Origin of the sequence: Roseateles sp. 22389 (assembly GCF_052044995.1) — a bacterium.
Lineage (GTDB): Bacteria > Pseudomonadota > Gammaproteobacteria > Burkholderiales > Burkholderiaceae_C > Roseateles.
Genome location: NZ_JBQEOF010000014.1, coordinates 24,024 through 45,512 on the forward strand (window position 1 = coordinate 24,024; position 21,489 = coordinate 45,512).

16 protein-coding genes and 1 pseudogene (1 of these 17 cut by a window edge) are annotated in these 21,489 nt (G+C 72.0%); 11 read left to right on the forward strand and 6 right to left on the reverse strand.

Annotated elements, in window-relative coordinates:
- Window positions 1-11: 11 nt before the first annotated feature.
- The 3 genes from ACTJKJ_RS18700 to ACTJKJ_RS18710 form a co-directional block, all read right to left on the reverse strand.
- A complete protein-coding gene (locus ACTJKJ_RS18700) occupies window positions 12-530 on the reverse strand; it encodes a nucleotidyltransferase family protein (protein WP_440821405.1) in 519 nt (172 codons plus the stop codon).
- Window positions 531-583: 53 nt separating this feature from the next.
- Window positions 584-4,030 carry a S41 family peptidase gene (locus ACTJKJ_RS18705; RefSeq protein ID WP_440821341.1) on the reverse strand — a complete coding sequence of 1,149 codons (3,447 nt, stop codon included), beginning with the start codon at window positions 4,028-4,030 and terminating at the stop codon, window positions 584-586.
- A gap of 307 nt (window positions 4,031-4,337) precedes the next feature.
- Window positions 4,338-4,991: a DedA family protein gene (locus ACTJKJ_RS18710; protein ID WP_147242330.1), complete on the reverse strand. Its 654-nt coding sequence runs from the start codon at window positions 4,989-4,991 to the stop codon at window positions 4,338-4,340.
- Between the two features lie 245 nt (window positions 4,992-5,236).
- Here ACTJKJ_RS18710 and ACTJKJ_RS18715 point away from each other — a divergent pair, with 245 nt between their 5' ends.
- From ACTJKJ_RS18715 to ACTJKJ_RS18750, 8 genes and pseudogenes are all read left to right on the forward strand, one after another.
- Window positions 5,237-5,446 carry a hypothetical protein gene (locus ACTJKJ_RS18715; RefSeq protein WP_183491015.1) on the forward strand — a complete coding sequence of 70 codons (210 nt, stop codon included), beginning with the start codon at window positions 5,237-5,239 and terminating at the stop codon, window positions 5,444-5,446.
- Between the two features lie 53 nt (window positions 5,447-5,499).
- Window positions 5,500-6,426, forward strand: a complete 927-nt coding sequence (locus tag ACTJKJ_RS18720; protein ID WP_440821342.1) for a lysostaphin resistance A-like protein — start codon at window positions 5,500-5,502, stop codon at window positions 6,424-6,426.
- Window positions 6,327-8,369 (forward strand): DNA mismatch repair endonuclease MutL, encoded by a 2,043-nt coding sequence (gene mutL, locus ACTJKJ_RS18725; protein ID WP_440821343.1) that lies wholly within the window; start codon window positions 6,327-6,329, stop codon window positions 8,367-8,369. The genes ACTJKJ_RS18720 and mutL overlap by 100 nt, the downstream gene beginning before the upstream one ends.
- 1,099 nt (window positions 8,370-9,468) lie before the next feature.
- Window positions 9,469-9,870, forward strand: a pseudogene (locus ACTJKJ_RS18730) (S4 domain-containing protein); the annotation flags it as partial.
- Between the two features lie 342 nt (window positions 9,871-10,212).
- Window positions 10,213-11,202, forward strand: coding sequence for a tRNA (adenosine(37)-N6)-dimethylallyltransferase MiaA (gene miaA, locus ACTJKJ_RS18735; protein WP_440821406.1), 990 nt, complete (start codon window positions 10,213-10,215; stop codon window positions 11,200-11,202).
- A gap of 8 nt (window positions 11,203-11,210) precedes the next feature.
- Complete coding sequence (locus ACTJKJ_RS18740; RefSeq protein ID WP_091724067.1) at window positions 11,211-11,870, forward strand: ABC transporter ATP-binding protein; 660 nt, start codon at window positions 11,211-11,213, stop codon at window positions 11,868-11,870.
- 41 nt (window positions 11,871-11,911) lie between these two features.
- Complete coding sequence (locus ACTJKJ_RS18745; protein WP_440821344.1) at window positions 11,912-14,503, forward strand: FtsX-like permease family protein; 2,592 nt, start codon at window positions 11,912-11,914, stop codon at window positions 14,501-14,503.
- Window positions 14,503-15,645 carry a lipocalin-like domain-containing protein gene (locus ACTJKJ_RS18750; RefSeq protein WP_440821345.1) on the forward strand — a complete coding sequence of 381 codons (1,143 nt, stop codon included), beginning with the start codon at window positions 14,503-14,505 and terminating at the stop codon, window positions 15,643-15,645. Before ACTJKJ_RS18745 ends, ACTJKJ_RS18750 begins: the two co-directional genes overlap by 1 nt.
- A 64-nt stretch (window positions 15,646-15,709) precedes the next feature.
- Here the strand turns inward: ACTJKJ_RS18750 and ACTJKJ_RS18755 are convergent, their stop codons facing one another.
- Window positions 15,710-16,327 carry a diguanylate cyclase domain-containing protein gene (locus ACTJKJ_RS18755; protein ID WP_091724062.1) on the reverse strand — a complete coding sequence of 206 codons (618 nt, stop codon included), beginning with the start codon at window positions 16,325-16,327 and terminating at the stop codon, window positions 15,710-15,712.
- 303 nt (window positions 16,328-16,630) lie between these two features.
- Between ACTJKJ_RS18755 and ACTJKJ_RS18760 the strand changes: the two genes are divergently transcribed.
- Together ACTJKJ_RS18760 and ACTJKJ_RS18765 are read left to right on the forward strand one after the other, a co-directional pair.
- A complete protein-coding gene (locus ACTJKJ_RS18760; protein WP_440821346.1) occupies window positions 16,631-18,652 on the forward strand; it encodes a CHASE domain-containing protein in 2,022 nt (673 codons plus the stop codon).
- A 46-nt stretch (window positions 18,653-18,698) separates the two neighbouring features.
- Window positions 18,699-19,208 (forward strand): GNAT family N-acetyltransferase, encoded by a 510-nt coding sequence (locus ACTJKJ_RS18765; protein ID WP_440821347.1) that lies wholly within the window; start codon window positions 18,699-18,701, stop codon window positions 19,206-19,208.
- 44 nt (window positions 19,209-19,252) lie between these two features.
- On the opposite strand, the gene ACTJKJ_RS18770 is transcribed toward ACTJKJ_RS18765, so the two are convergent.
- Window positions 19,253-19,855 carry a MarC family protein gene (locus ACTJKJ_RS18770; protein WP_091724054.1) on the reverse strand — a complete coding sequence of 201 codons (603 nt, stop codon included), beginning with the start codon at window positions 19,853-19,855 and terminating at the stop codon, window positions 19,253-19,255.
- Window positions 19,856-19,971: 116 nt separating this feature from the next.
- Between ACTJKJ_RS18770 and ACTJKJ_RS18775 the strand changes: the two genes are divergently transcribed.
- Window positions 19,972-20,535 carry an Lrp/AsnC family transcriptional regulator gene (locus tag ACTJKJ_RS18775; RefSeq protein WP_440821348.1) on the forward strand — a complete coding sequence of 188 codons (564 nt, stop codon included), beginning with the start codon at window positions 19,972-19,974 and terminating at the stop codon, window positions 20,533-20,535.
- 59 nt (window positions 20,536-20,594) lie between these two features.
- On the opposite strand, the gene xerD is transcribed toward ACTJKJ_RS18775, so the two are convergent.
- On the reverse strand, window positions 20,595-21,489 hold the 3' portion of the coding sequence (gene xerD / locus ACTJKJ_RS18780) for a site-specific tyrosine recombinase XerD (protein ID WP_440821349.1). 20 nt of this gene lie beyond the right edge of the window; only the last 895 of its 915 coding nucleotides appear in the window; the start codon falls outside the window, past its right edge; it ends in the stop codon at window positions 20,595-20,597.

Sequence of the window (21,489 nt, forward strand, 5' to 3'; positions counted from 1 at the left end):
ATGCCGACGCTCTACAACGGCACGATCGTCACGCCGGGCCAGCGCTCGGCATAGCGTTTCGCCGCAGTCCTGTCCCGGAAGTTCTGCTCGCTGGCTCGCGTCGGGTTGCGGCGCACGACCATGTTGAAGAGGTCGTCGAGCCCATGGGGCGCGATCACATGGATCGTGTCGTCCGCGTCGAGCCAGAGCGCCACCGAGGTCGCGTACTCGGGCCAGCTACCGACGGCTTCCTCGAGCGAGCGCAACGGCGCCACGGCGTGGCCGAAGTACGACTCGAACCAGAGATGCACCGCGGCCTGATTCGTCACTTCCCACGGCAGCCCGGGCAGGCGTTCAGACAACCGGCGCTGGAGTTCGGCATCCCGCTCGCCACGCAGGTCCACGGGATCGAAGAACGCGACATCGACATCGGACAGGGCCGAGGGCTGCCGATGCCCGCTCAGCGCGTCCCACACGAGGTTGCGAATCGCGCCGGCACCGACGCACCAGGACGCCAGGCCCAGCGAGCGCACCGCGCGCAGCGCGTCCATGAGCCAGCCGCTGCCGCGCGCGAGCTCGACGAGCCGCGCGCGCTGGTCGACGCTCACTTGCCCAGCTGCGTCGGCATCGGCGGCGCCACGGTGCGCTGGATCGGCTGCCATGTCTTCAGGCGCTCCATCACGTTCGCGACCGCCGCCTCGAGCTGCACGTCACGGCCGGCATTGACCGCCACCGGGTCCAGGTCCACATCGATGTCGGGCGAGACGCCTTCGTTCTCGATGCGCCATTCGCCTTCCGGCGTGAAGAAGCGGAAGAACGGCACGACCAGGAAGCCGCCATCGATCAGGCTCGGATTGGCCGAGATCCCGATCAGCCCGCCCCAGGTCCGCTTGCCGATCAGCGGCCCCAGCCCCGTGCGCTTGAACGCATACGGCATGAAGTCGCCGCCGGAGCCCGCGTCCTGGTCGATCAGCATCGCCTTGGGCCCGTAGATCGCGCCTGCGGGCGTGTCGTAGATCAGGCCATCGCGGTCCTTCCAGCTGCCCAGGTAGGCCCGGTTCAGCAGCTCGGTCACGTAGTTGGCCGCCTGGCCGCCGCCATTGCGGCGGTCGTCGACGATCAGGCCCGGCTTGTCCACCTGCGCGAAGAACATCCGGTTGAAGTGCTGGAAGCCCGGGCCGGCCGTGTCCGGCATGTAGACGTAGGCGATCTTGCCGCCGCTCAGGCGATCCACTTCCTCGCGGTTGTGGTCGATCCAGGCCCACTGGCGCAGGCGGCTCTCGGTCGAGATCGGCTCGACCGTCACGCGCCGCGCGCCCTGCCCGTTCGCGTTGGCCGACACCGTCAGCTGCACCTGCTTGCCGACCGTGTTCTCCAGCTGCTGGTACAGGTTGTGGGTGCCGTCCACCGGCTGGCCGTTGACCGCCAGCAGGTAGTCGCCCTCCTTGACGCCCAGGCCAGGCGCGGCCAGCGGCGCCTTCAGGTAGGGATCCCAGCGGTCACCCTTGAAGATCTTCTTGATGCGGTACTTGCCGTTCTCGAAGCTGAAGTCCGCGCCCAGCAGGCCCACCGCGACGCGCGCCTCCTGCACCACGTCGCCACCGCCCACGCGGTTGTGGCCCACCTGCAGCTCGCCGATCATCTCGACCAGCAGGTCGTTCAGGTCCTCGCGGCGCTGCACGCCGGCCACCAGCGGCGCATAGCGCTGATAGACGCCTTGCCAGTCCAGGCCGTGGAGCTTGGGGTCGTAGAAGAACTCCTTCTCCATCCACCAGGTCTCGTCGAAGATCTGGCGCCACTCGGCGCGCGGGTCGATGCGCGTCTTCAGGCCCGACAGGTCGATGCTCTTGGTGTCGACCTTCTCGCGGGCATCGGCGATTTCCAGTCGGCCGCCGCCCAGGTTCAGCAGGAGCTTCTTGCCATCGGGGCTGAGGCTGTAGTCCTCGACCTGCGGCTTCACCAGCTTGGCCTTCTTCTCCTCGAAATCGAAGCGGTACAGGTCGCCCTTGCGGCCGTTGCCGCCCTCGGCGTCGATCGACACGCCGGGCTGCTTGCGCTCGAGGTAGAACAGCGCGCCGTCGTCGGCCACGCCCAGGTCGTCGTAGCGGGCCGTCGCGACCGGCAGGCCGACGATGCGGTCCTTCAGGCCGGCGAAGTCGATCCGCACCGGCTTGGCCTTGGGCTTGACGTCCTTGGCGTCGTCCTTCTTGTCGGACTTGTCGGCCTTCGCGTCCTTGTCGCCCTTGTCGGACTTGTCGCCCTTGTCGGACTTGTCAGCGTCCTTGGCCTCGTCCGCCTTGCCCTTGCCGTCCTTGCCTTCCTCGTCGCCCGCCTTGGGCTCGAGCGGCGACTTGCCGTCGGCGCGCAGCACCGCCGCGTACAGCCCCATGCGCAGCGAACGCTCCTGCGTCGACATGTCCAGGCCCACCTGGGCCGGGCCGGAGTTGATCGAAGCGGCGAAGAACAGCACGTCGCCCTTGGTCGAGAACGCCGGCAGGTTGGCGTGGCTCAGGCCGTCGGTGACGGTGTGCTGCTGGCCGGTCTGGAAGTCGGCGATGCGGACCTGGCTGAAGAAGTTCTTCCCGACCACCGTGTAGGCCAGGTAGCGCCCGTCGGGCGAGAAGCTGACGTCGAAGCCGGCGCGGCGCTCGCTGGTGTCGATCTTCGCGAGCTTGCCCGACTGCGGGCCGCTCAACGGCAGCTGGTAGAGGTTGAGGTGGTTGTCCTGCAGCACCAGCCGCGCGCCATCGGGCGACCAGTCCAGCAGCGTGTAGTAGCCGACCTCGGGCAGCAGGATCTTGCGCGTGGGCTTGTTGGCGGCCTGGTCGCCGAGCTGGTCGCGGATCACCACCTGGTGGCGCATGCCGGGCTCGTCGGAGACGTAGGCGACCTGCTGGCCGTCGGGACTCCAGATCGCATCCTTCTCGCGCACGCCGGAGGTCTGCGTCAGGTTGCGCACGACGCCGTCCTTCACCGGCACGGTGAAGACCTCGCCGCGGGCGCTGATCACCGCGCGCTTGCCGGTGGCCGACAGCGCCGCCTTGGTGACGGTGCGGGCCGCGTCCTTCCACTGCACGCGGGCCTCGTTGCTGGGCTCGTTCAGCGCGATGCTCAGGACGCGCGCGGTGCCGCCCTCGAGGCCGATCTCCTTGAGCTGCCCGCCGGCCTCGTAGACGATGCGCCCGTCGCGGCCATCGGCGCTGCGCACGTCCCAGACGGTTTCCCGCGTCAGCTGGCGCAGCGCCTTGGTCCTGGTGTGGAAGGCGAAGAGGTTGGCCGCGCCGTCGTTGCGGTCCGAGATGAAGACGACTTCGTCGCCCATCCAGATCGGATTGCTGTCGGTCGCGTTGACATGCGGGATCTGCTCCCAGGTCTTGCCCTTGGGATCGAGGATCCAGATCGGCGGCGTGGTGCCGCCGCGGCTCTGGCGCCAGCCGCTCGGGCCCGAGTAGGCCGCGCCGTTGGGGCGGTAGGCCAGGCGCGTGCCGTCGGACGACCACACGCCCTCATAGGCGACGGCCTCCATTACCTTCTGCTCGAAGCCGCCTTCCAGCGCCACCTCGAACAGTTGCTTGCTGCGGGTGTTCAGCACCTCGCGGTTGGAGGCGAACAGCACGCGCCTGCCATCGGCGCTCCAGCCGGTGACCTGGTCCGCGGACGGATGCCAGGTCAGGCGCCGCGGTTGACCGCCGCTGGCGGCGATCACGTAGACATCGGTGTTGCCGTCGTATCCGGCGGAGAACGCGATCCACTGCCCGTCGGGCGAGAAGCGCGGCGCAAACTCCGGCGCGGCATGACCGGCCAGGCGGCGCGGCTGGCTGCCGTCGCGGTTGGCGATCCACAGGTCGCCGCCGTAGACGAAGGCCAGGTGACGCGCCGAGACGGCGGGCTCGCGCAGCAGCATCGTCACGGCGGGGGCCGGCGCGGCGACGCTCGCGGCGGAAGAAGCGGAAGCAGTCGCGGCCTGCTGGGCCTGCGTGGGCGCCGCCGCGATGGCGGCGGTCAAGCTCAGGGCCAGGGTGGCGGCCTTGCTGAGAGTGCTGAGTTGCATGGGCTTGTCGGCGGTGAAAGGCAGCGGGCGAGGATAGCCCCGTGAATTTCCCGTGACGAAGCTCACCCCCGGGGTTTGCGCGCGGGGTGCGTCGGTGTTTTCCCGGGAGGGTGGCTGGGGGGCCGCCCAACTGCCGAGGTCGAGCGCTTGGGCTGGGGGACCGCCTACCTGCCGAGGTCGAGCGCTTGGTCGCTGGGGCGTGGGGCCCTGGCNCAGAACCCCACGCCCCACCGCCCCCGAACGGCTCGCTGTCCGCGACGCGGCTCGCTGCGTGCGTCGAGCTGTGCGCTGTCTGGGGGAAGTGCGGTTATGCAGCGGAGGTGGACTTCGCGCGCGAGGCCTTCCATCCGCCGTAGAGGGCGATGAGGCCGGGGATGATGATCATGGCCCAGATGATCTTGGAGAGATGGGTCTGGACGAAGGGGATGTTGCCGAAGAGGTAGCCCGCGAGCGTCAGGCCGACCACCCAGATGACGCCACCAGCGACGTTGTAGGCGGTGAAGCGGCTGCGGGTCATCTCGGCGACGCCGGCCACGAAGGGCGCGAAGGTGCGGATGAACGGCATGAAGCGCGCCAGGATGATGGTGACGCCGCCGTGCTTCTCGTAGAACTCATGCGCGGCGTCGAAGGCGCGCTTGTTGAAGAAGCGGGACTGCTCCCACTGGAACACCTTGGGCCCGAAGTAGCGCCCGATCGTGTAGTTGCACTGGTCGCCCAGGATCGCGGCCACCAGCAGGACGGTGATCGCCAGCGGCAGGTTCATCATCCCGGTGCCGCACAGCGCGCCGACCACGAACAGCAGCGAATCGCCCGGCAGGAAGGGCATCACCACCAGGCCGGTCTCCACGAACACGATCAGGAACAGCAGCGCGTAGACCCACATGCCGTAGGCGGCCACGAACTCGGCGAGGTGCTTGTCGACATGCAGGATGAAGTCGACGAGGAAGTGCATCAGATCCATGGGCGCGGATTATGGCGGGCGGTTCCATGACAACCGGTGACGAAACGCGAGCGTGACCGACTCGAAATTATTGCCAGGCCCCGGCGGGAGCCGCTGGAGCGAGTCAGCGGCCCACCAGTCGGTGCGATGCGACAAACGCCAATCGACGGCACAGCGCCTCCGCCCAAAGAATGGCGTCACCTCCGGAGGTTCTTCAACGGGCATCGACGGGTGCCCATTCTGTTGAGCAACCTAAAGGACTTGAAATGAGCTACGCAACAGGCATCGAGGAACTGAGCATGGACCACCCACTGCTGAACGGCGCCACGGGCGGCGAAGTGGGTGCCACAGGCATGGGAGACAACCTTCACTACACCGGCGAGGAGAGTTGGTTCGACTGCATGATGGCGGAAATGACCGGCCGCGGCGGTTCGCAGAAGACGCCGCTGCAGGCATTCGCGGTCTGCACGTTCTGATCGAACGATTGGGGAATCCCGCAGGGGTTCCCCAATTTCATTGGAAATGACGCATGCGGATCGTTCAAAAGTGCCTCCATGCCATCGGCACAGTCGTTGAAATCTCCGTGATTTACGCGGCGCTCCTCTACGCTGTTGGCGCCGTATTCAGCCTTCCCTGGCGAAGCTGGCTTGATGACGCGGTCTGGGCAAGAGCGACTCCGTTTGTCATCACCGGCATCGGCATCATGGCGATCGTGCCGGCGCTGCGCCCCAGATATGGGCTGATCGCCTCCGGCCTGAACACCGGCCGAGCCCAACGAAACGACAGGAGATTCGCCGCCTTGGCGCTGCTCACTGCACCGCTGTGCATGCTCCTTGGCGTCGAGCGATTCTCGGATTGGCGCGCCTTGGACCTGATCAGCGCATCCGCGCTGGTCGGCTCCACCCTGGCCGTGCTGTCTATTGCATTGATGGAGGAATTCATCCATCGCTATGTGCTGCTGGGTCGTCTGATCCGCGTCGGCATTCCCGCCGTGCTCGCGGTGGTGATTCAAGCTGGGTTGTTCCTGCTGGTCCATGGGAAAAAGGCGATGACCAGTCCGGAAACGATGTCGTGGTACCTCGTCGGCGGCGCGACGCTGGGAACGCTCTACCTGGCAACGCGGTCTTTCCTCCTCGTCGTGCTGCTCCATGCCGTGGTGGACATCTGCGTGGCTCAGACGGGTCCAGCCAATTACTGGATGACGCACCGGATCGTGGAGTCGATGGCGCTGGACTGGCCCCGCCAGGCGACGCTGGTGTGGGGAATCGGTGTGATCACCTACTGGGTGATTCGTTGGCGGGGTGGCCGCCCGCCAGGACCGAAGCGCATTTCCCGCTCCTCCTACAATCGCGCCCCATGGATGACACCCTCGCCCCGATGGCGGACTCCGCGGCCGATCAGGGCCACGCCGTCTCCGGCGCGCGCCGCGCGATCCGCGAACTCCCCGATGAACTGATTTCCCAGATCGCCGCCGGCGAGGTCGTCGAACGCCCGTCCTCCGTCGTGCGCGAACTGGTCGACAACGCGCTGGACGCCGGCGCCGGCCAGATCCAGCTCAAGCTGATCGCCGGCGGCATCCGTTCCCTGATCGTCGAGGACGACGGCCACGGCATCCCCGATGGCGAACTGCCGCTCGCCATCAAGCGCCACGCCACCAGCAAGATCGGCAGCCTCGGCGACCTCGAGGCCGTCGCCACCATGGGCTTCCGCGGCGAGGCCCTCGCCGCCGTGTCCTCGATCGCGGAACTGGCCATCATCTCCCGCTTCCACGGCGCCCCGCATGCCTGGCGGCTGGAAGCCCGCACCGGCGAGCTCAGCCCCGCCGCCCGCGCCAGAGGCACCTCGGTGGAGGTCCGCGAGCTGTTCTTCAACACCCCCGCCCGCCGCAAGTTCCTCAAGAGTGAGGGCACCGAGCTGGCGCACTGCCTGGAAGCGCTGCGGCGCCACGCCCTCGCCCGCCCCGACGTCGGTTTCGCCGTCTGGCACGAGGGCAAGCTGGTCGACCAGTGGCGCGCGTCGCCGCTGCCGCAGCGGATCGCCGAAGTCCTGAACGAGGAATTCATCGCGCAGAGCCGCGAGGTCTTCGCCGAGGTCGGCCCGATGCGCATCCACGGCCGCGTCGGCCTGCCCGAAGCCGCCCGCAGCCGCGCCGACATGCAGTACGTCTACGTCAACGGCCGCTACGTGCGCGACAAGCTGATCGCCCATGCGATCCGCTCGGCCTTCGACGACGTGCTGCACGGCCATCGCCAGCCCAGCTACGTGCTGTTCATCGACGTCCAGCCCGAACTGGTCGACGTCAACGTCCACCCCACCAAGATCGAGGTCCGCTTCCGCGACGGCCGCGAGATCCACCAGCAGGTGCGCCGCGCCGTGGTCGCCGCGCTGGCGCTGTCCCGCGCGGAGGACGGCGCGCCAGCCACGGCCGAAGGCGCTGCCGCCGGGCCGGCCGCGGACCCGGGTCGCCAGCGCTGGACCGGCACGCCGGCCTGGGAGCGGCCGATGGACGGCGCGCCCGCCGTCTCCGGACCCTCGTCCGGGGCGTCGTCCAGTGCGTCGTCCGAAGCGGAGGCGCCCGGCGTTCGCGCCTACGAGCCGCCCGCGCCGTATCACGCCCCCTCGGCCCGCTTCGCCGGCCCGGAAGGCTGGCGCGCGCCGATCCCGACCCGCGCGCAGACCGCGCTCGCGCTGGAGCAGGCCGAGGCGCTCTACGCCGGCGCGCCGGCGGCCGGGCTGCCGACGGCGCCGGCTTCGTCCGCCGCCGCGCTGCTGCGCGATGCGCCACCGATGCCGCTGCCGCCCAGCCAGGCCGGCGAGTGGCCGCTGGGCCGCGCGATCGCGCAGATCCAGGGCATCTACGTGCTGGCCGAGAACGCCCAGGGCCTGGTGATCGTCGACATGCATGCGGCCCATGAGCGCGTCGTCTACGAGCGGCTCAAGGCCGCGCTCGGCGAGACCCGCATCGACTCCCAGCCGCTGCTGATCCCGGTGACCTTCGCCGCGACGCCGGCCGAGATCGCCACCGCCGAGGCGCAGGCGGAGACGCTGCGCCGGCTCGGCCTGGACATCTCGCCGCTGTCGGCCAAGGTGCTGGCGGTGCGCGAGCGGCCGGCGCTGCTGGCTGGCGGCGACGTGGTGGAGCTGGCCCGCGGCGTGCTGGCTGAGCTGGCACAGTTCGACGCCAGCCATGCGATCGAGCGCGCCCAGCACGAGATCCTGGCCACGATGGCCTGCCATGGCGCGGTGCGCGCCAACCGGCAGCTGACGATCGACGAGATGAACGCGCTGCTGCGCGACATGGAACGCACCGAACGCGCCGACCAGTGCAACCACGGCCGCCCGACCTGGCGCCAACTGACCCTCCGCGATCTCGACGCGCTGTTCCTGCGCGGACGCTGAGCCGTCGCCGCTCGCCCCGCCCGCTTTCCCGTTCGCATCGGCGATCCACCCTTTCACCAGAAGCAGTACCGACATGGCCACGCTCAAGCTCAACAAGAACAAATCGGCCGACGCCAAATCCGCGGACGGTCCGGACAAGGGCCCCCGCCGCGCGCCGCTGCGTGGCCAGGGTGTCAACAAGCCGCGCCCGACGCTGGCCAAGGCCCAGGCCGAGCGCGCCGAACGCGAGGCCTCGTTCCAGCAGCGCCGCGCCGAGGAAGGTCGCCAGGAGCGCCGTGATCCGCGCGGCGACGATCGCCACCGCGACGCGCGCGGTCCGCAAGGCCGGGATGAACGCCGCGGCGGCCCCGGCCGCCCGCAACGCGAAGGCGGCTACGGCGATCGCGCCGACCGCGGCCCGCGCGAGGACCGTGGTGGTTTCGGCGCCCGCCCTGACCGGGGCGGCGACGAACGCCGCGCCCACAGCGACCGTCCCCAGGGCGACCGCGGTCGCTACGGCGACCGTCCGCACGGAGATCGCCCCCGCTACGAAGACCGCTCGCAAGGGGATCGTTCCCGCTACGGCGATCGCCCGCGTGACAACGACCGCCCGCGCCAAGAGGACCGTTCCCGCTTCGAGGGAGACCGTCCGCGCCGCGACGACCGCGGCGGCGACCGTTACGGTGACCGCCCCGCCCGCCCGCAAGGGGACCGCGGCTACGGCGACCGTCCTCAGGGCCCACGCGCTTTTGGCGAGCGCCCCCAGGGAGACCGTCCTCAGCGCGACCGTCCCTTCGGGGACCGCCCGGCGGGGGACCGCGGCTACGGCGACCGTCCGCGTCGCGATGAACGGGGCGGCGACCGCTACGGCCGCGGCGCCGAAGGCTCGCGCTACGGTTCGGGCCCGGGCGCGAATCCCGGCTTCCGTCACGGCGAGGACCGGCCGCGCCGCGCGCCCGTCGGTGATCGGGGCGCCGCCCATCCGGGCGACGTCCACGCTCGCGCCGAACGCGAGGAGCGCGCCGAGCGCACCGACCGTCCGCGCCAGCCGGACGCGCCGCGTCAACCCGCACCGGTGCGCCTGGCCGATCCCGACGCCGGCGAACGCCTGTCCAAGCGCATGAGCGAACTCGGCCTGGCCTCGCGCCGCGAAGCCGACGAGTGGATCGAGGCCGGCTGGGTCACCGTCGACGGCGAGCCCGCGACGCTGGGCCAGCGCGTCGGCCCGGACGCGAAGATCGAAGTCGATCCCGCCGCCCGCGAGCAGCAGGCGCAGCGCGTGACCATCCTGCTGCACAAGCCCATCGGTTATGTCTCCGGCCAGGCCGAGGACGGCTACGAGCCGGCGTCGGTGCTGGTCAAGGCCGACACGCACTGGGGCGAGGATCCCGCCAAGATCCACTGGGCACCCGGCCACGGCCGCAATCTCGCGCCCGCCGGCCGGCTGGACATCGACTCCACCGGCCTGCTGGTCCTGACGCAGGACGGCCGCATCGCGCGCCACCTGATCGGCGAGGACTCCGACGTCGAGAAGGAATACCTGGTGCGCGTCGCCCTCGAGCACGGCGACGCCGGGCAGCATCCGCAGCACCAGCTCGATCCGAAGGCGATCGCGCTGCTGAACCACGGCCTCGAGNGTCCAGCTCAAGCCGGCCAAGGTCAGCTGGGCCAACGAGGACCAGTTGCGCTTCGTCCTGCGCGAGGGCCGCAAGCGCCAGATCCGCCGCATGTGCGAGCTGGTCGGCCTGAAGGTGCTGGCGCTCAAGCGCGTGCGCATCGGCCGCATCCCGCTGGGCCAGCTGCCGCCGGGCCAGTGGCGCTACCTCGCACCCTGGGAGCGCTTTTGATCGAAGCGCCGGCCGCGATGGCCGCAACGGCCGCCGCGGTCGCGCCCTGCCCGCCGCCGGCATTGCGGCCGCTGTGCCTCGCCGGGCCGACGGGCTGCGGCAAGACAGCGGCCGCGCTCGCGATCGCGCGCCGCCAGCCGGTGGAGATCATCAGCGTCGACTCCGCGCTGGTGTACCGCGGCATGGACATCGGCACCGCCAAGCCGACGCCGGAAGAACTCGCCGCGGTGCCGCATCACCTGATCGACGTCCTCGAGCCGACCGCGAGCTACTCGGCGGCGCAGTTCGTCCGCGACGCGCTGCGGCTGGTGCCCGAGATCCAGGCCCGCGGCGCGCGGCCGCTGCTGGTCGGCGGCACGATGCTTTATTTCAAGGCGCTGTTCGACGGCCTGTCCGAGCTGCCGCAGGCCGACCCGGCGCTGCGTGCGCAACTCGATGCCGAGGCCGCCCGCGACGGCTGGCCCGCGATGCATGCGCGGCTGGCCGCGCTGGATCCGGACACCGCCGCCCGCCTAGCGCCGCTGGACGCGCAGCGCATCCAGCGCGCGCTCGAGGTCTGCCTGCTCAGCGGTGAACCGATGTCGGCGCTCTACCGGCGCCAGCGCGCGCAGGGCGTCGACTGGCCGCTGATCTCCCTGGAGCCCTCGGACGCGGCGCGCGCCTGGCTGCACCAGCGCCTCGCGCAGCGCTTCGAGCTGATGATCGAACAGGGCTTCATCGACGAGGTGCGGTGCCTGCGCGCCCGCGGCGACCTGCACCTGGGGCTGCCGTCGATGCGCTGCGTCGGTTATCGGCAAGCCTGGGAACTGCTCGACGCCAACGAAGCCGCGCCCGACCTCGCGGCCCTGCGCGAACTGGGCACCGCCGCGACGCGGCAACTCGCCAAGCGCCAGATCACCTGGCTGCGCAGCATGCCGGCGCGGCGCGTGGTGGCGGCGGAAGCGCCCGACGCGCTCGAACAGCTGATCGCGCTCGCCGACGACACCGCCACTGCCGGCGCCGACTGAGCTCGACGATGGACGTCCCCCTCCTCACCGCCACCGGCCTGACCAAGCGCTACGGCGCGCAAACCCTGTTCGAGCACCTCTCGCTGACGCTGCATCGCGGCGAGATGCTGGCGCTGCTCGGCGAATCCGGCAGCGGCAAGTCCACGCTGCTGAACGGACTCGCGGCGCTCGAGCCGCTGGATCGCGGCCAGGTGGTGCTGCAGGGCCGCGACCTGCTCGCCCTGGATGAATCCGGCCAGGCCCGGCTGCGTCGCGAGCAACTCGGCTTCGTGTTCCAGGCCTTCCACGTGCTGCCCCACCTGACCGTGCGGGACAACGTCGCGCTGCCGCTGCTGCTGCAGGGCAAGCCCGACGCGCGCCGCGTCGAGGAGATGCTGGACGCGGTCGGCCTGGGCGCGCAAGCCCGCCACCTGCCGCGCCAGCTCTCCGGCGGCCAGTTGCAGCGCGTGGCCATCGCCCGCGCGCTGGTGCACCGCCCGGTGCTGGTGCTGGCCGACGAGCCCACCGGCAACCTCGATCCCGCCCATGCCGACCAGGTCATGCGGCTGCTGCGCCAGCAGCTGCGCGACCAGGGCGCGGCCTGCCTGCTGGTGACGCACTCGGCCCATGCCGCCGAGCTCGCGGACCGGCGCCTGCGGCTGGAGGACGGCCGCCTCGTCGAGGCCTGAGGGCGCGACGCCCGAGCCCGCCGATTGCCCGTCCCCACCGCATGAGCGCCCCGACCGTCTCCCCGCCGCGCGACACCGGCCGCCACGCCCCGCTCGCCGGCCTGCGGCGCGCCTGGGGCTGGTGGTGGCAGCTGTCCTGGCCCGCGCTGCGCCTGCAGTGGGGCCGGCAGCTCGCCGCGCTGCTGACGATCGCGCTGGGCCTGGCGCTCGCGGGCGCGGTCCACTGGATCAATGCCTCGGCCCTGGCGCAGTTCGAATCGGCCGCGCGGCAGAGCAGCGCGCAGGCCGATGTCGAACTCGGCGCCACCGCCGGCGCCGCGCCGCTGTCCGACCGCTTCTTCGCCGAGCTCGCCGCGCGCGAGGACATCGCCGCGATCGCGCCCCGGCTCGACGCGAGCATCCGGCTGCAGGGACGCGACGGCCAATGGCAGCGGGTGCGGCTCATCGGCCTGGACCTGTTCCAGATCGGCGCCTTCCATCCGCAGTGGTTGCCGCGGATGGACGGCGCGGACCTCGGCCGCGCGCTGCGCGAGCCCGCGCTGCTGGTCAGCGACGCCGCCTGGACGCGGCTCGGCCTGGAGGCCCCCGCTGGTCTGCGCGTGGACCTGCCCGGCGAGCCCGCCCCGCTGCCGATCGTCGGCCGGGTGCCGGATCGCCAGCAGGCGCTGGTGATCATGGACATCGCCTGGGCCCAGCAACTGCTGCATCGTCCGGGCCAGCTCGACGCCATCCTGCTGCGCATGGCCACCGGCCACGCGGTGCCGGCGGCCTGGCCGCCCGGCGTGTCGGCGCACGCGCCCGAGGACCAGGCTCGCCAGCAGGCCGACGACGCCCGCCGCCTGACGCGCGCCTACCGGCTCAACCTGGGCGTGCTGTCGCTGATGGCGCTGTTCGTCGGCGCGTTCATGGTCTTCGCGGTGCACAGCCTGTCGGTGGCGCAGCGCCTGCCGCAGCTGGCGCTGCTCGGCGTGCTGGGCATGAGCGCAAGGCAGCGCCTGGCGCTGCTGGTGTCCGAGGCGCTGGCGCTGGGCCTGGCCGGCGCGGTGCTGGGCCTGGGCCTGGCGATCGGGCTGGCGGAACTCGGGCTGCAGGCGCTCGGCGGCGACCTGGGCAGCGGTTTGACCGGGCTCAGCGGCGGCCGGCCCGCGCTGCGGCTCTCGACGGCGTCGATCGTGGGCCTGCTCGCGCTCGGCCCGCTGGTCAGCCTGGGTGCGGCGGCGCTGCCACTGGCGCGGCTGCGCCGGCTGCCGGTCGCCCAGGTGCTCAAGGGCCTGGGCAGCGGCGGCGACACGGGCCGCTGGTGGTGGATCGGTCCGGCGCTGCTGCTGGCCGCGCTGCCACTGGCGGCGATGCGGCCGGTGCTCGGGCTGCCGCTGGGCGCCTACGCCGCGATGGTGGCGCTGCTGCTGGGCGCGCTGGGCAGCGTGCCCTTCGTGCTGCGCGCGATCACCGGCCTGCTGCGCGGCTGGGCGGCGCGACGCGCGCTGCCGCTGCTGGCGGTGGAACGCGCCCGCGACCAGGCGGGCGAGGCCGGCCGGCTGATCGCCGGCGTGCTGGTCGCGCTGGCGCTCGCGGTGGCGATGCTGGTGATGGTCGCGAGCTTCCGCCAGTCCCTGGACCAATGGCTGAGCGACATGCTGCCGGCCGATCTCTACCTGCGCCAGACCGCCCGCGACAGCGCCCAGCAGGGCCAGCCGATGCCGCCGGGGCTCGCCGCCTCGGCCGCGCGGCTGCCCGGCATCGACCGCGTGGCGGCGCAGCGCACCCGCGACATCGGCTTCACCGTGCGCGGCATGACCGGCAGCACGACGCTGCTGGCACGGCCGCTGGACCACCGCCTGCCGCTGCAGGGCGAGGCGGTCGCGCTGCCGGACGGCGTGCAGCCGGTCTACATCAACGAGGCGATGCGCGACGAGCTGCGCCTGGCGCCCGGCGACCGCTTCACGCTGCGGCTGGAGGGCCGGCAGTTGCCGGTCGCGGTGAAGGCGATCTGGCGCGACTACAGCCGCCAGACCGGTGCGGTGCTGATGGAGCGGCGCGACTGGGAACGGCTCAGCGGCGACGCGGCGATCACCGAGCTGGCGCTGTGGCTGCGGCCCGGCGCCGATCCGGTCGCGGCGCAGCAGGCGCTGCGCGAGGCCTCGGGGGCGCCGGACTCGCTGGAGATCGCCTCCGCCGGCGAGCTCCGCCGCTTCTCGCTGGCGATCTTCGACCGCAGCTTCGCCATCACCTACTGGCTGCAGGCGGTGGGCCTGGGGCTGGGGCTGTTCGGCGTCGCGGCCAGCCTGTCGGCGCAGTTGCTGGCGCGCCGGCGGGAATTCGGCCTGCTGCTGCACCTGGGACTGACGCGCGCGATGCTGCGCCGGCTGGTGCTGGCCGAGAGCCTGCTGCAGGCGGTGGCCGGCGCGCTGATGGGACTGGTCGTCGGCCTGGCGATCAGCGCGGTGCTGGTGTTCCGGCTCAATCCGCAGAGCTTCCACTGGAGCATGGACTGGTCGGTGCCGGCGGGCCGGGTCGCGGCGCTGCTCGCGGCCAGCCTGGTCGCCACCGGCGTGACCGCCGCTTGGGCCAGCGCCCGCGCGCTGCGCGCCGGCCGGGGCGAGGCGCTGCGCGCGGTGCGGGAGGACTGGTGATGATCGGACGACGACCGCTGCTGGGCGCGCTCGCCGGCCTCGGCGCGATGGGGCTGGCCCGCGCGCAGGCCACGCCGACCGACGAGACGCTGTCCGACGCGCCACTGCGCTTTCCCCGCGACCACGGCGCGCACCCCGAGACCCGCATCGAGTGGTGGTACGTCACCGGCGTGCTGCGGGTCGACGGGCGCGCCGGCGAGACGACGCGGCCGGACTTCGGCTTCCAGCTCACCTTCTTCCGCGTCCGCCATGCGCTCCAGCGTCCGTTGTCGTCGGCCTTCGCGCCGGACCAGGTGATGCTGGGCCACGCGGCGATCTCGGACCTCGGGCGCCAGCGGCTGCTGCACGACCAGCAGGTGCTGCGCCACGGCTTCGCCAACGCGCGCGCCGACACCGACGACACCCGCGTGCGCCTGGGCGCCTGGCAGCTGCGGCGCAGCGACGGCCCCGACGGCCGCAGCCGTTATGCGCTGTCGATGCCCAGCGAGCACGCAGGCTTCGCGCTCGCGCTGACGCTGGACGCGCCGCTGGCGCCGCTGCTGCAGGGCCGCGCGGGCTGGTCGCGCAAGGGCCCCGGCGCGCAGCAGGCCAGCCGCTACGTCAGCGAGCCGCAGCTGGCCGGCAGCGGCCGGCTCGCGCTGCGCGACGGCGGCACGCGCACGGTGCGGGCCAGCGCCTGGCTGGACCACGAGTGGAGCAACCAGTACCTCGGTCGCGGCGCCGACGCCGCGCCGGACCGGGCGGTCGGCTGGGACTGGCTCGGCCTGAACCTGGACGACGGCTCCTCGCTGACGCTGTTCCAGATGCGCGCGCACGACGGCGCGGTGATCTGGACCGGCGGCAGCTGGCGCGGCGCGCAAGGCGGCGCGCCGGTCGATTTCGACCAGCAACTGCGCTTCGAGCCGCTGGCCTTCTGGAAGAGCCCGGTGAGCCGGGCCACCTACCCGGTGCGCTGGCGCATCCATACGCCGCGCGGCGTGCTGCTCGTCGAGGCGGCCTACGCGGCCCAGGAGATCGACACCCGGCTCAGCACCGGCTTCCCGTACTGGGAGGGCGTGGCGCGCGTGAGCGACGAGGCCGGCCGCGGGCTGGGCTGGGGCTACCTGGAGATGACCGGCTACGCCGGCCGGGTGCCGCTGTAGCGCCACCGACCACGGACGGACCGCGGGCCGATGGCCGCGGGATGGCGGACGACGGACGACGGCGTCAGGCCGGGCGCGTTCCGCTGTAGCGGTTGCGGCCGGAGGGCATCGCCGCGTAGGCGCGTACGCAGTTGCAGCCGGCGCCGCGCGCCATCGCCAGCGCCTGGCGCGCCTGCTGCAGCAGCTGGTCAGCACCCTGCTGCGGCTCGCGCCGCCAGTCCTGCCAATGGGCCAGGCCCAGGCTCGCGCTCAAAGGGAGCGACTGGCCCTGCCAGCGGTAGTCCAGCGTCGCGACGCGCGCCCGCAGCCGGTCGGCCGCGTCCAGCGCGCCCAGTGGATCGGTGCACGGCAGGTAGGCGGCCCAGACGCCGCGCGGCAGCGGCAGCAGCCAGTCGCCGCCGCGCAATTGCTGCCGCATCAGCTGGTCCAGGCGCTCGTCCAGCGCCTGCAGGCATTCCTGGCCGTGCTGCTGCTGCAGGCGGGTCCAGGGATCGAGTTCCAGCAGCATCAGCACGCCGTCGTGGCGATGGCGCTGCGCCCGGGCGGCCTCGCGTTTGAGGCCGTCCATCAACTGCGCCTCGTCCGCCGCGGCCACCCGCGCGGGCGGGTCGCGGCGCGCCACCCAGCGCCGCCTCAGGAATGCCCACCAGGCCCCGGGGCCCCTGTCCGAGTCTTGAGCCATGCTGCCCGCCTTCGCCGGAGATGAGGATTGATTGCAGCACAGGAGCAAGCCGCGCGCCGCCCCCTTGAGCGAGGGAGGATAGGCGCTTGCGCGGCGACGCGTCGCGGCAGATGTAACGAATCCGGACGCGCCGCAGGGACGCCATGCCGCCGCGCGGCGGCTGCTCTAAAGTACCCGGCTGTGTCCACGCCCAGCGGCCCCGCCGCCCCGCCCGTGCACGACGCTCCAGCGCACGACCTCGCGTCCCCGCTCCCGGCCCCAGCGCCCACGCCCGCACCATCCTCCGGGGCCGGCGACCTGCCGATGCCCGCCGTCGTCGGCGCGCTGCTGGTGTTGCTGGCCGGGCTGGCGCTGACGCTCAGCGCGATGCTGTGGAACCGCAACCGCGTCGTGGCCGAGGCCCATCGCCTGCTCGACGCCCAGATGGAGCGGCTGGAGCGCGACATCGTCCAGCGCTTCGTCCAGCCGGTGTACGGCCTCAAGGGCGCGCGCGGCGCACTGGCCGCGCTGGGCGGGCGCGTCGACCGGCAATCCTTCCGCGCCTACGTCCAGTCGCGCGACCTGACGCGCGAATTCCCCGGCGTGCGCGGCTTCGGCTTCGTGCCGCGGGTCAAGCGCGCTGACCTGCCCGCCTTCATCGCCGCCGAGCGCGCCAACGGCGCGCCGCAGTTCACCGTGCGCAGCCGGGGCGACGCGCCCGACCTGTTCGTCGTCGCGCACATCGAGCCGCTGTCGCAGAACTACGCGGCCTGGGGCTTCGACCTGGGCTCGGAGGCGATCCGGCGGCGCGCGATCGAGCGCGCCATCGCCACCGGCGAAGCCACGCTGTCGGCGCCGGTGCCGCTGGTGCAGGACCACGCGCACGGCCCCGGCATGGTGCTGCTGGTGCCGGTGTTCCGCGACGGCGCCGACCCGATCGACGCCGCCCAGCGGCGCCAGGCGCTGCTGGGCCTGCTCTACGCGCCGCTGGTGGCGCAGGAGATCCTGCACGGGCTCAAGGAAGGCCTGGCGGCGGCGCCGATGGATTTCCGCCTGCTGGTCGACGACCAGACCGCGACCGAGGACCTGCTGCTCGACTCCAGCACCGGCATCCAGCCGCTGGATGCCGCGCCGAGCGCGCGGCCCGCCTTCGACCTCCGCGTGGTGGCGGCCGAGCGCCGGGTGGAGATCGCCGGGCGGGCGTTCCGGCTCGAGGCCGCGCTGACGACCGCCTACGAGCGCGCCGTCATCGACGCGGCGGGCTGGGGGCCGGGCCTGATCGGCCTGCTGCTGACCGCGCTGCTGTCGGCCACGACCTACCTGCTCGCGGCCGGCCGGGCGCGGGCGCAGGCGCTGGCCGACGCGATGACCGAGGACCTGCGCCGCCTGACGCTGGACCAGCAGGCGATGCTGGACGCCGACGTCATCGCCATCGCCAAGCTGCGCGGCCGACGCATCGTCTGGAAGAACCGCGCGCTGGAACAGCTCTTCGGCTACGGCGCCGACGAGATGCTCGGCCTGCCGGTGCGCGAGCTCTATGTCGACGAGGACACCTTCGCCGCGCTGGGCCGCAATGCCTATCCGGTGCTGAGCCGCGGCGGCCACTACCGCAGCCAGCTGCAGATGCGGCGCAAGGACGGCAGCCTGGTCTGGATCGACCTCAACGGCGTGGCGCTGCCGGGCGAGCGCGACGTGGACACGACGCTCTGGATGATGGCCGACATCACGCAGAGCAAGGCGCACGAGGCGCGCGTGGAGCGGGCCGCCTTCCATGACGCGCTCACCGGCCTGCCCAACCGGGTGCTGCTGGCCGACCGGCTGCGCCAGGCGATGGCCGTGGCGCAGCGGCAATCGCAGAAGATGGCGGTCGCCTACCTGGACCTGGACGGCTTCAAGGCCATCAACGACGCCCACGGCCACGACGCCGGCGACGAGGTGCTCCAGGTCGTCGCGCAGCGGCTGTCCAGCGGCATCCGGGGCTCGGACACGGCCGCGCGGCTGGGCGGCGACGAGTTCGTCGTGCTGCTGACCCCGCTGCCCGCGGTGGCCGACAGCCGGCCGGCCTGCGAGCGGCTGCTGCGCGAGATCCTCGCCCCGGTGCGGCTGTCCAGCGGCGTGACGGTGCAGGTCGGCAGCAGCTTCGGCGTGGCGCATTACCCGCTGGACGGCGTCGACCCGGAGGTGCTGATGAGCCGCGCCGACCAGACCATGTTCGAGTCCAAACGCGCCGGCCGCTGCCGCATCCGCTGGCTCAACGGCGCGTTGCCGCCGGAGGAGCTCGACCTCTCGGCGCTGCGGCGCACGGCCGAGGAGCTGGCCGCCGAGGCCGCCGAGGCCGACGGATGACCGGCGTCATGCCCGCTGAACCGCTGAACCGCCGTACAGTCGCCCGATGACCTCACTGACCACCGCCCGGCTCCGCCTGGAGCCCATGACCGATGCGCATCTGCACGGCCTGTTCGAGATGAATCGCGACCTGGACGTGATGCGCTACATCACGGGCAAGCCCGACACGCTCGAGGACACGCAGGCGATGATCGACCGCGTCAAGGCGCGCTGGGCCGAATGGGGCTACAGCTGGTGGACTTTCTTCGAGATCGACACCGGTGAGATCGTCGGCGCCGGCTGCATCCAGCACCTGGGCCGCGACGCGGCCAATCCGCACGAGATCGGCTGGCGCCTGCGGCGCGACCGCTGGAACCGCGGCTACGGCTCGGAGGCCGCGCGCCGCATGGCCGCCTTCGCCTTCGACGACCTGCGCGCGCCGCAGCTGGTGGCCGTCTGCGACCCGGCCAACGAGGCGTCCTCGCATGTGATGACCAAGCTCGGCATGCGCTATCGCGGCGTGGAGCGCTGGTACGACAACGACGTCGCGGTCTACGGCATGATGGCGGCGGAATAGCGCGCGGCGCAGGCCGCGCGGACCGGGCCGGCCAATTCAGCCGATCAGAGCCCGCCGACGAAGTAGCGCTTCAGGCCCGACAGGATCATCTCGACCGCGATGGCGGTCAGCACCAGGCCCATCAGTTTCTCCAGCGCCGAGACCACCGAGTCGCCCAGCAGCTTGCGGATGCGGTCGGCCAGGATCAGCGCGAGGAAGGAGATGACCATCGCGGTGAACAGCGCGCCGATCCATTCAGCCACCCGGTCCGGCTGGCGCGAGGCCAGCAGCAGCACCGTCGCCATCGCGGACGGGCCGGCCAGCAGCGGCACCGCCAGCGGGAAGATGAAGGGCTCGCGTCCGGTGTCCACGCCGTAGGCCGACTCGCCGGCATGGCTGAAGATCATCCGGATCGCGATGATGATCAGGATCACGCCGCCGGCCACCTCGAGCGAGCGCTCCGACAGGTGCATCAGGCGCAGGAAGCCCTCGCCCAGGAACATGAAGGCCAGCAGCACCGCGAAGGCGATGCCGACCTCGCGCAGCGCGACCTTCAGCCGGCGCTCGCGCGGCACGGCCCGCATGATGGGGATGAAGATCGGCAGGCTGCCCAGCGGGTCGAGCACCAGCAGCAGCAGGATGAGGGCGGAGAGGAAGCTGTGATCCATGGGGCGCGATTCTCGCCGATGACGGCGTCGCGTTCGCTGCGGGCAGCGCGCTCTCACGCACGCTTCGTTCACGCGAATCCCTAGAATCGCAACAATTCCTCATCACGACCTCGCCGATGAACAAGTTGGACAAGAAGCCGCCTCGATCCGTTCCCGCCCCGGCGATCAGCGCGGGCCGGCCGGCCGCGGCGCCGGCGCGCCCCCGCCCCCTCGGGCCGGTGACGCTGGACGCGATCGACCTGCGCATCCTGGAGGCGCTGCAGCGCGACGGCCGCATGTCCAACGTGGACCTGGCGGCACAGGTCCACCTGTCCGCGCCGCAGTGCTTCCGCCGCGTGCGCGCGCTGGAGGAACGTGGCGTGCTGCGGGGCTATCGCGCCGACGTGGCGCCGCTGGCGCTCGGGCTGGGCGTCACCGCCTATGTCAGCCTGAACATCACCGCGCAGGCCTTCGCCCGCGTGCGCGAGATCGAGTCGCTGATCCGCGACTTCCCCGAGATCCTGGAGTGCCACACCGTCTCGGGCGACTCGGACTACCTGCTGAAGGTGGTGGCGCGCGACCTGCAGGCGCTGTCCAAGTTCCTCACCGACAAGCTGATGCAGCTGGACGGCGTCGCGGACGTGCGGTCGATGATCTGCCTGGAGGAGATCAAGCCGCCGGCGGGCCTGCCGGTGGACTGAGGCGGCGCCGGCGCGACCGGCGCTCAGGCTCGCGCTCAGCCTCGCCTTCAAGCGCGCGCTCAACCCCGCGGATGGTGCGCCGCATGCAGCGCCTTCAGGCGCTCCCGCGCCACGTGCGTGTAGATCTGCGTCGTGGACAGGTCGGCATGGCCGAGCAGCAGCTGCACCGCGCGCAGGTCCGCGCCATGGTTCAGCAGGTGCGTAGCGAAGGCATGCCGCAGCGTGTGCGGCGAGATCGGGCTGGTGATGCCCGCCACCACCGCGTATTTCTTGACGATGCGCCAGAAGGTCTCGCGCGTCATCGCCTGGCCGAAGCGGGACAGGAAGAGGTCATCGGTGTTGCGCGCGCTCAGCAGCTGCGGACGCGCCTCCTGCAGGTAGCGCATCAGCCAGGCGTGCGCCTCCTCGCCGAAGGGCACCAGCCGCTCCTTCTCGCCCTTGCCGGTGACGCGCAGCACCGCCTCGCGCAGGCCGACATGCACGCTCTTGAGCGTCACCAGCTCGGTGACGCGCAGGCCGCTGGCGTACATCAACTCGAGCATCGCGCGGTCGCGCAGCCCCTGCGCGGTGCCGACGTCGGGCGCGTCCAGCAGCGCCTCGACCTGGGTCTGGTGCAGCGTCTTGGGCACGCGCACCGGCTGCTTGGCGGCGCTGAGCTTGAGGGTGGGATCGCGCTCCAGCCGGCGTTCCCGCAAGGCCCAGCGGAAGTAGCGCTTGAACACCGACAGCCGCCGGTTCGCGGAGGTCGCCTTGCCGCCCTCGTGTCGCGCGGCCGCGTAGCCGAACAAGTCCTGCTCGCGGGTGTCGTCCAGCGCCAGACGCGGCTCGGCCGCCAGCCAGTCGGCCAGCAGTTGCAGGTCGCGGCGATAGGCCAGCTGCGTGTTGCGCGACAGGCCCTCCTCGATCCAGAGGGCCTCGATGAAGGCGTCGATCGCACGCTGGCTGCGCTCGCGC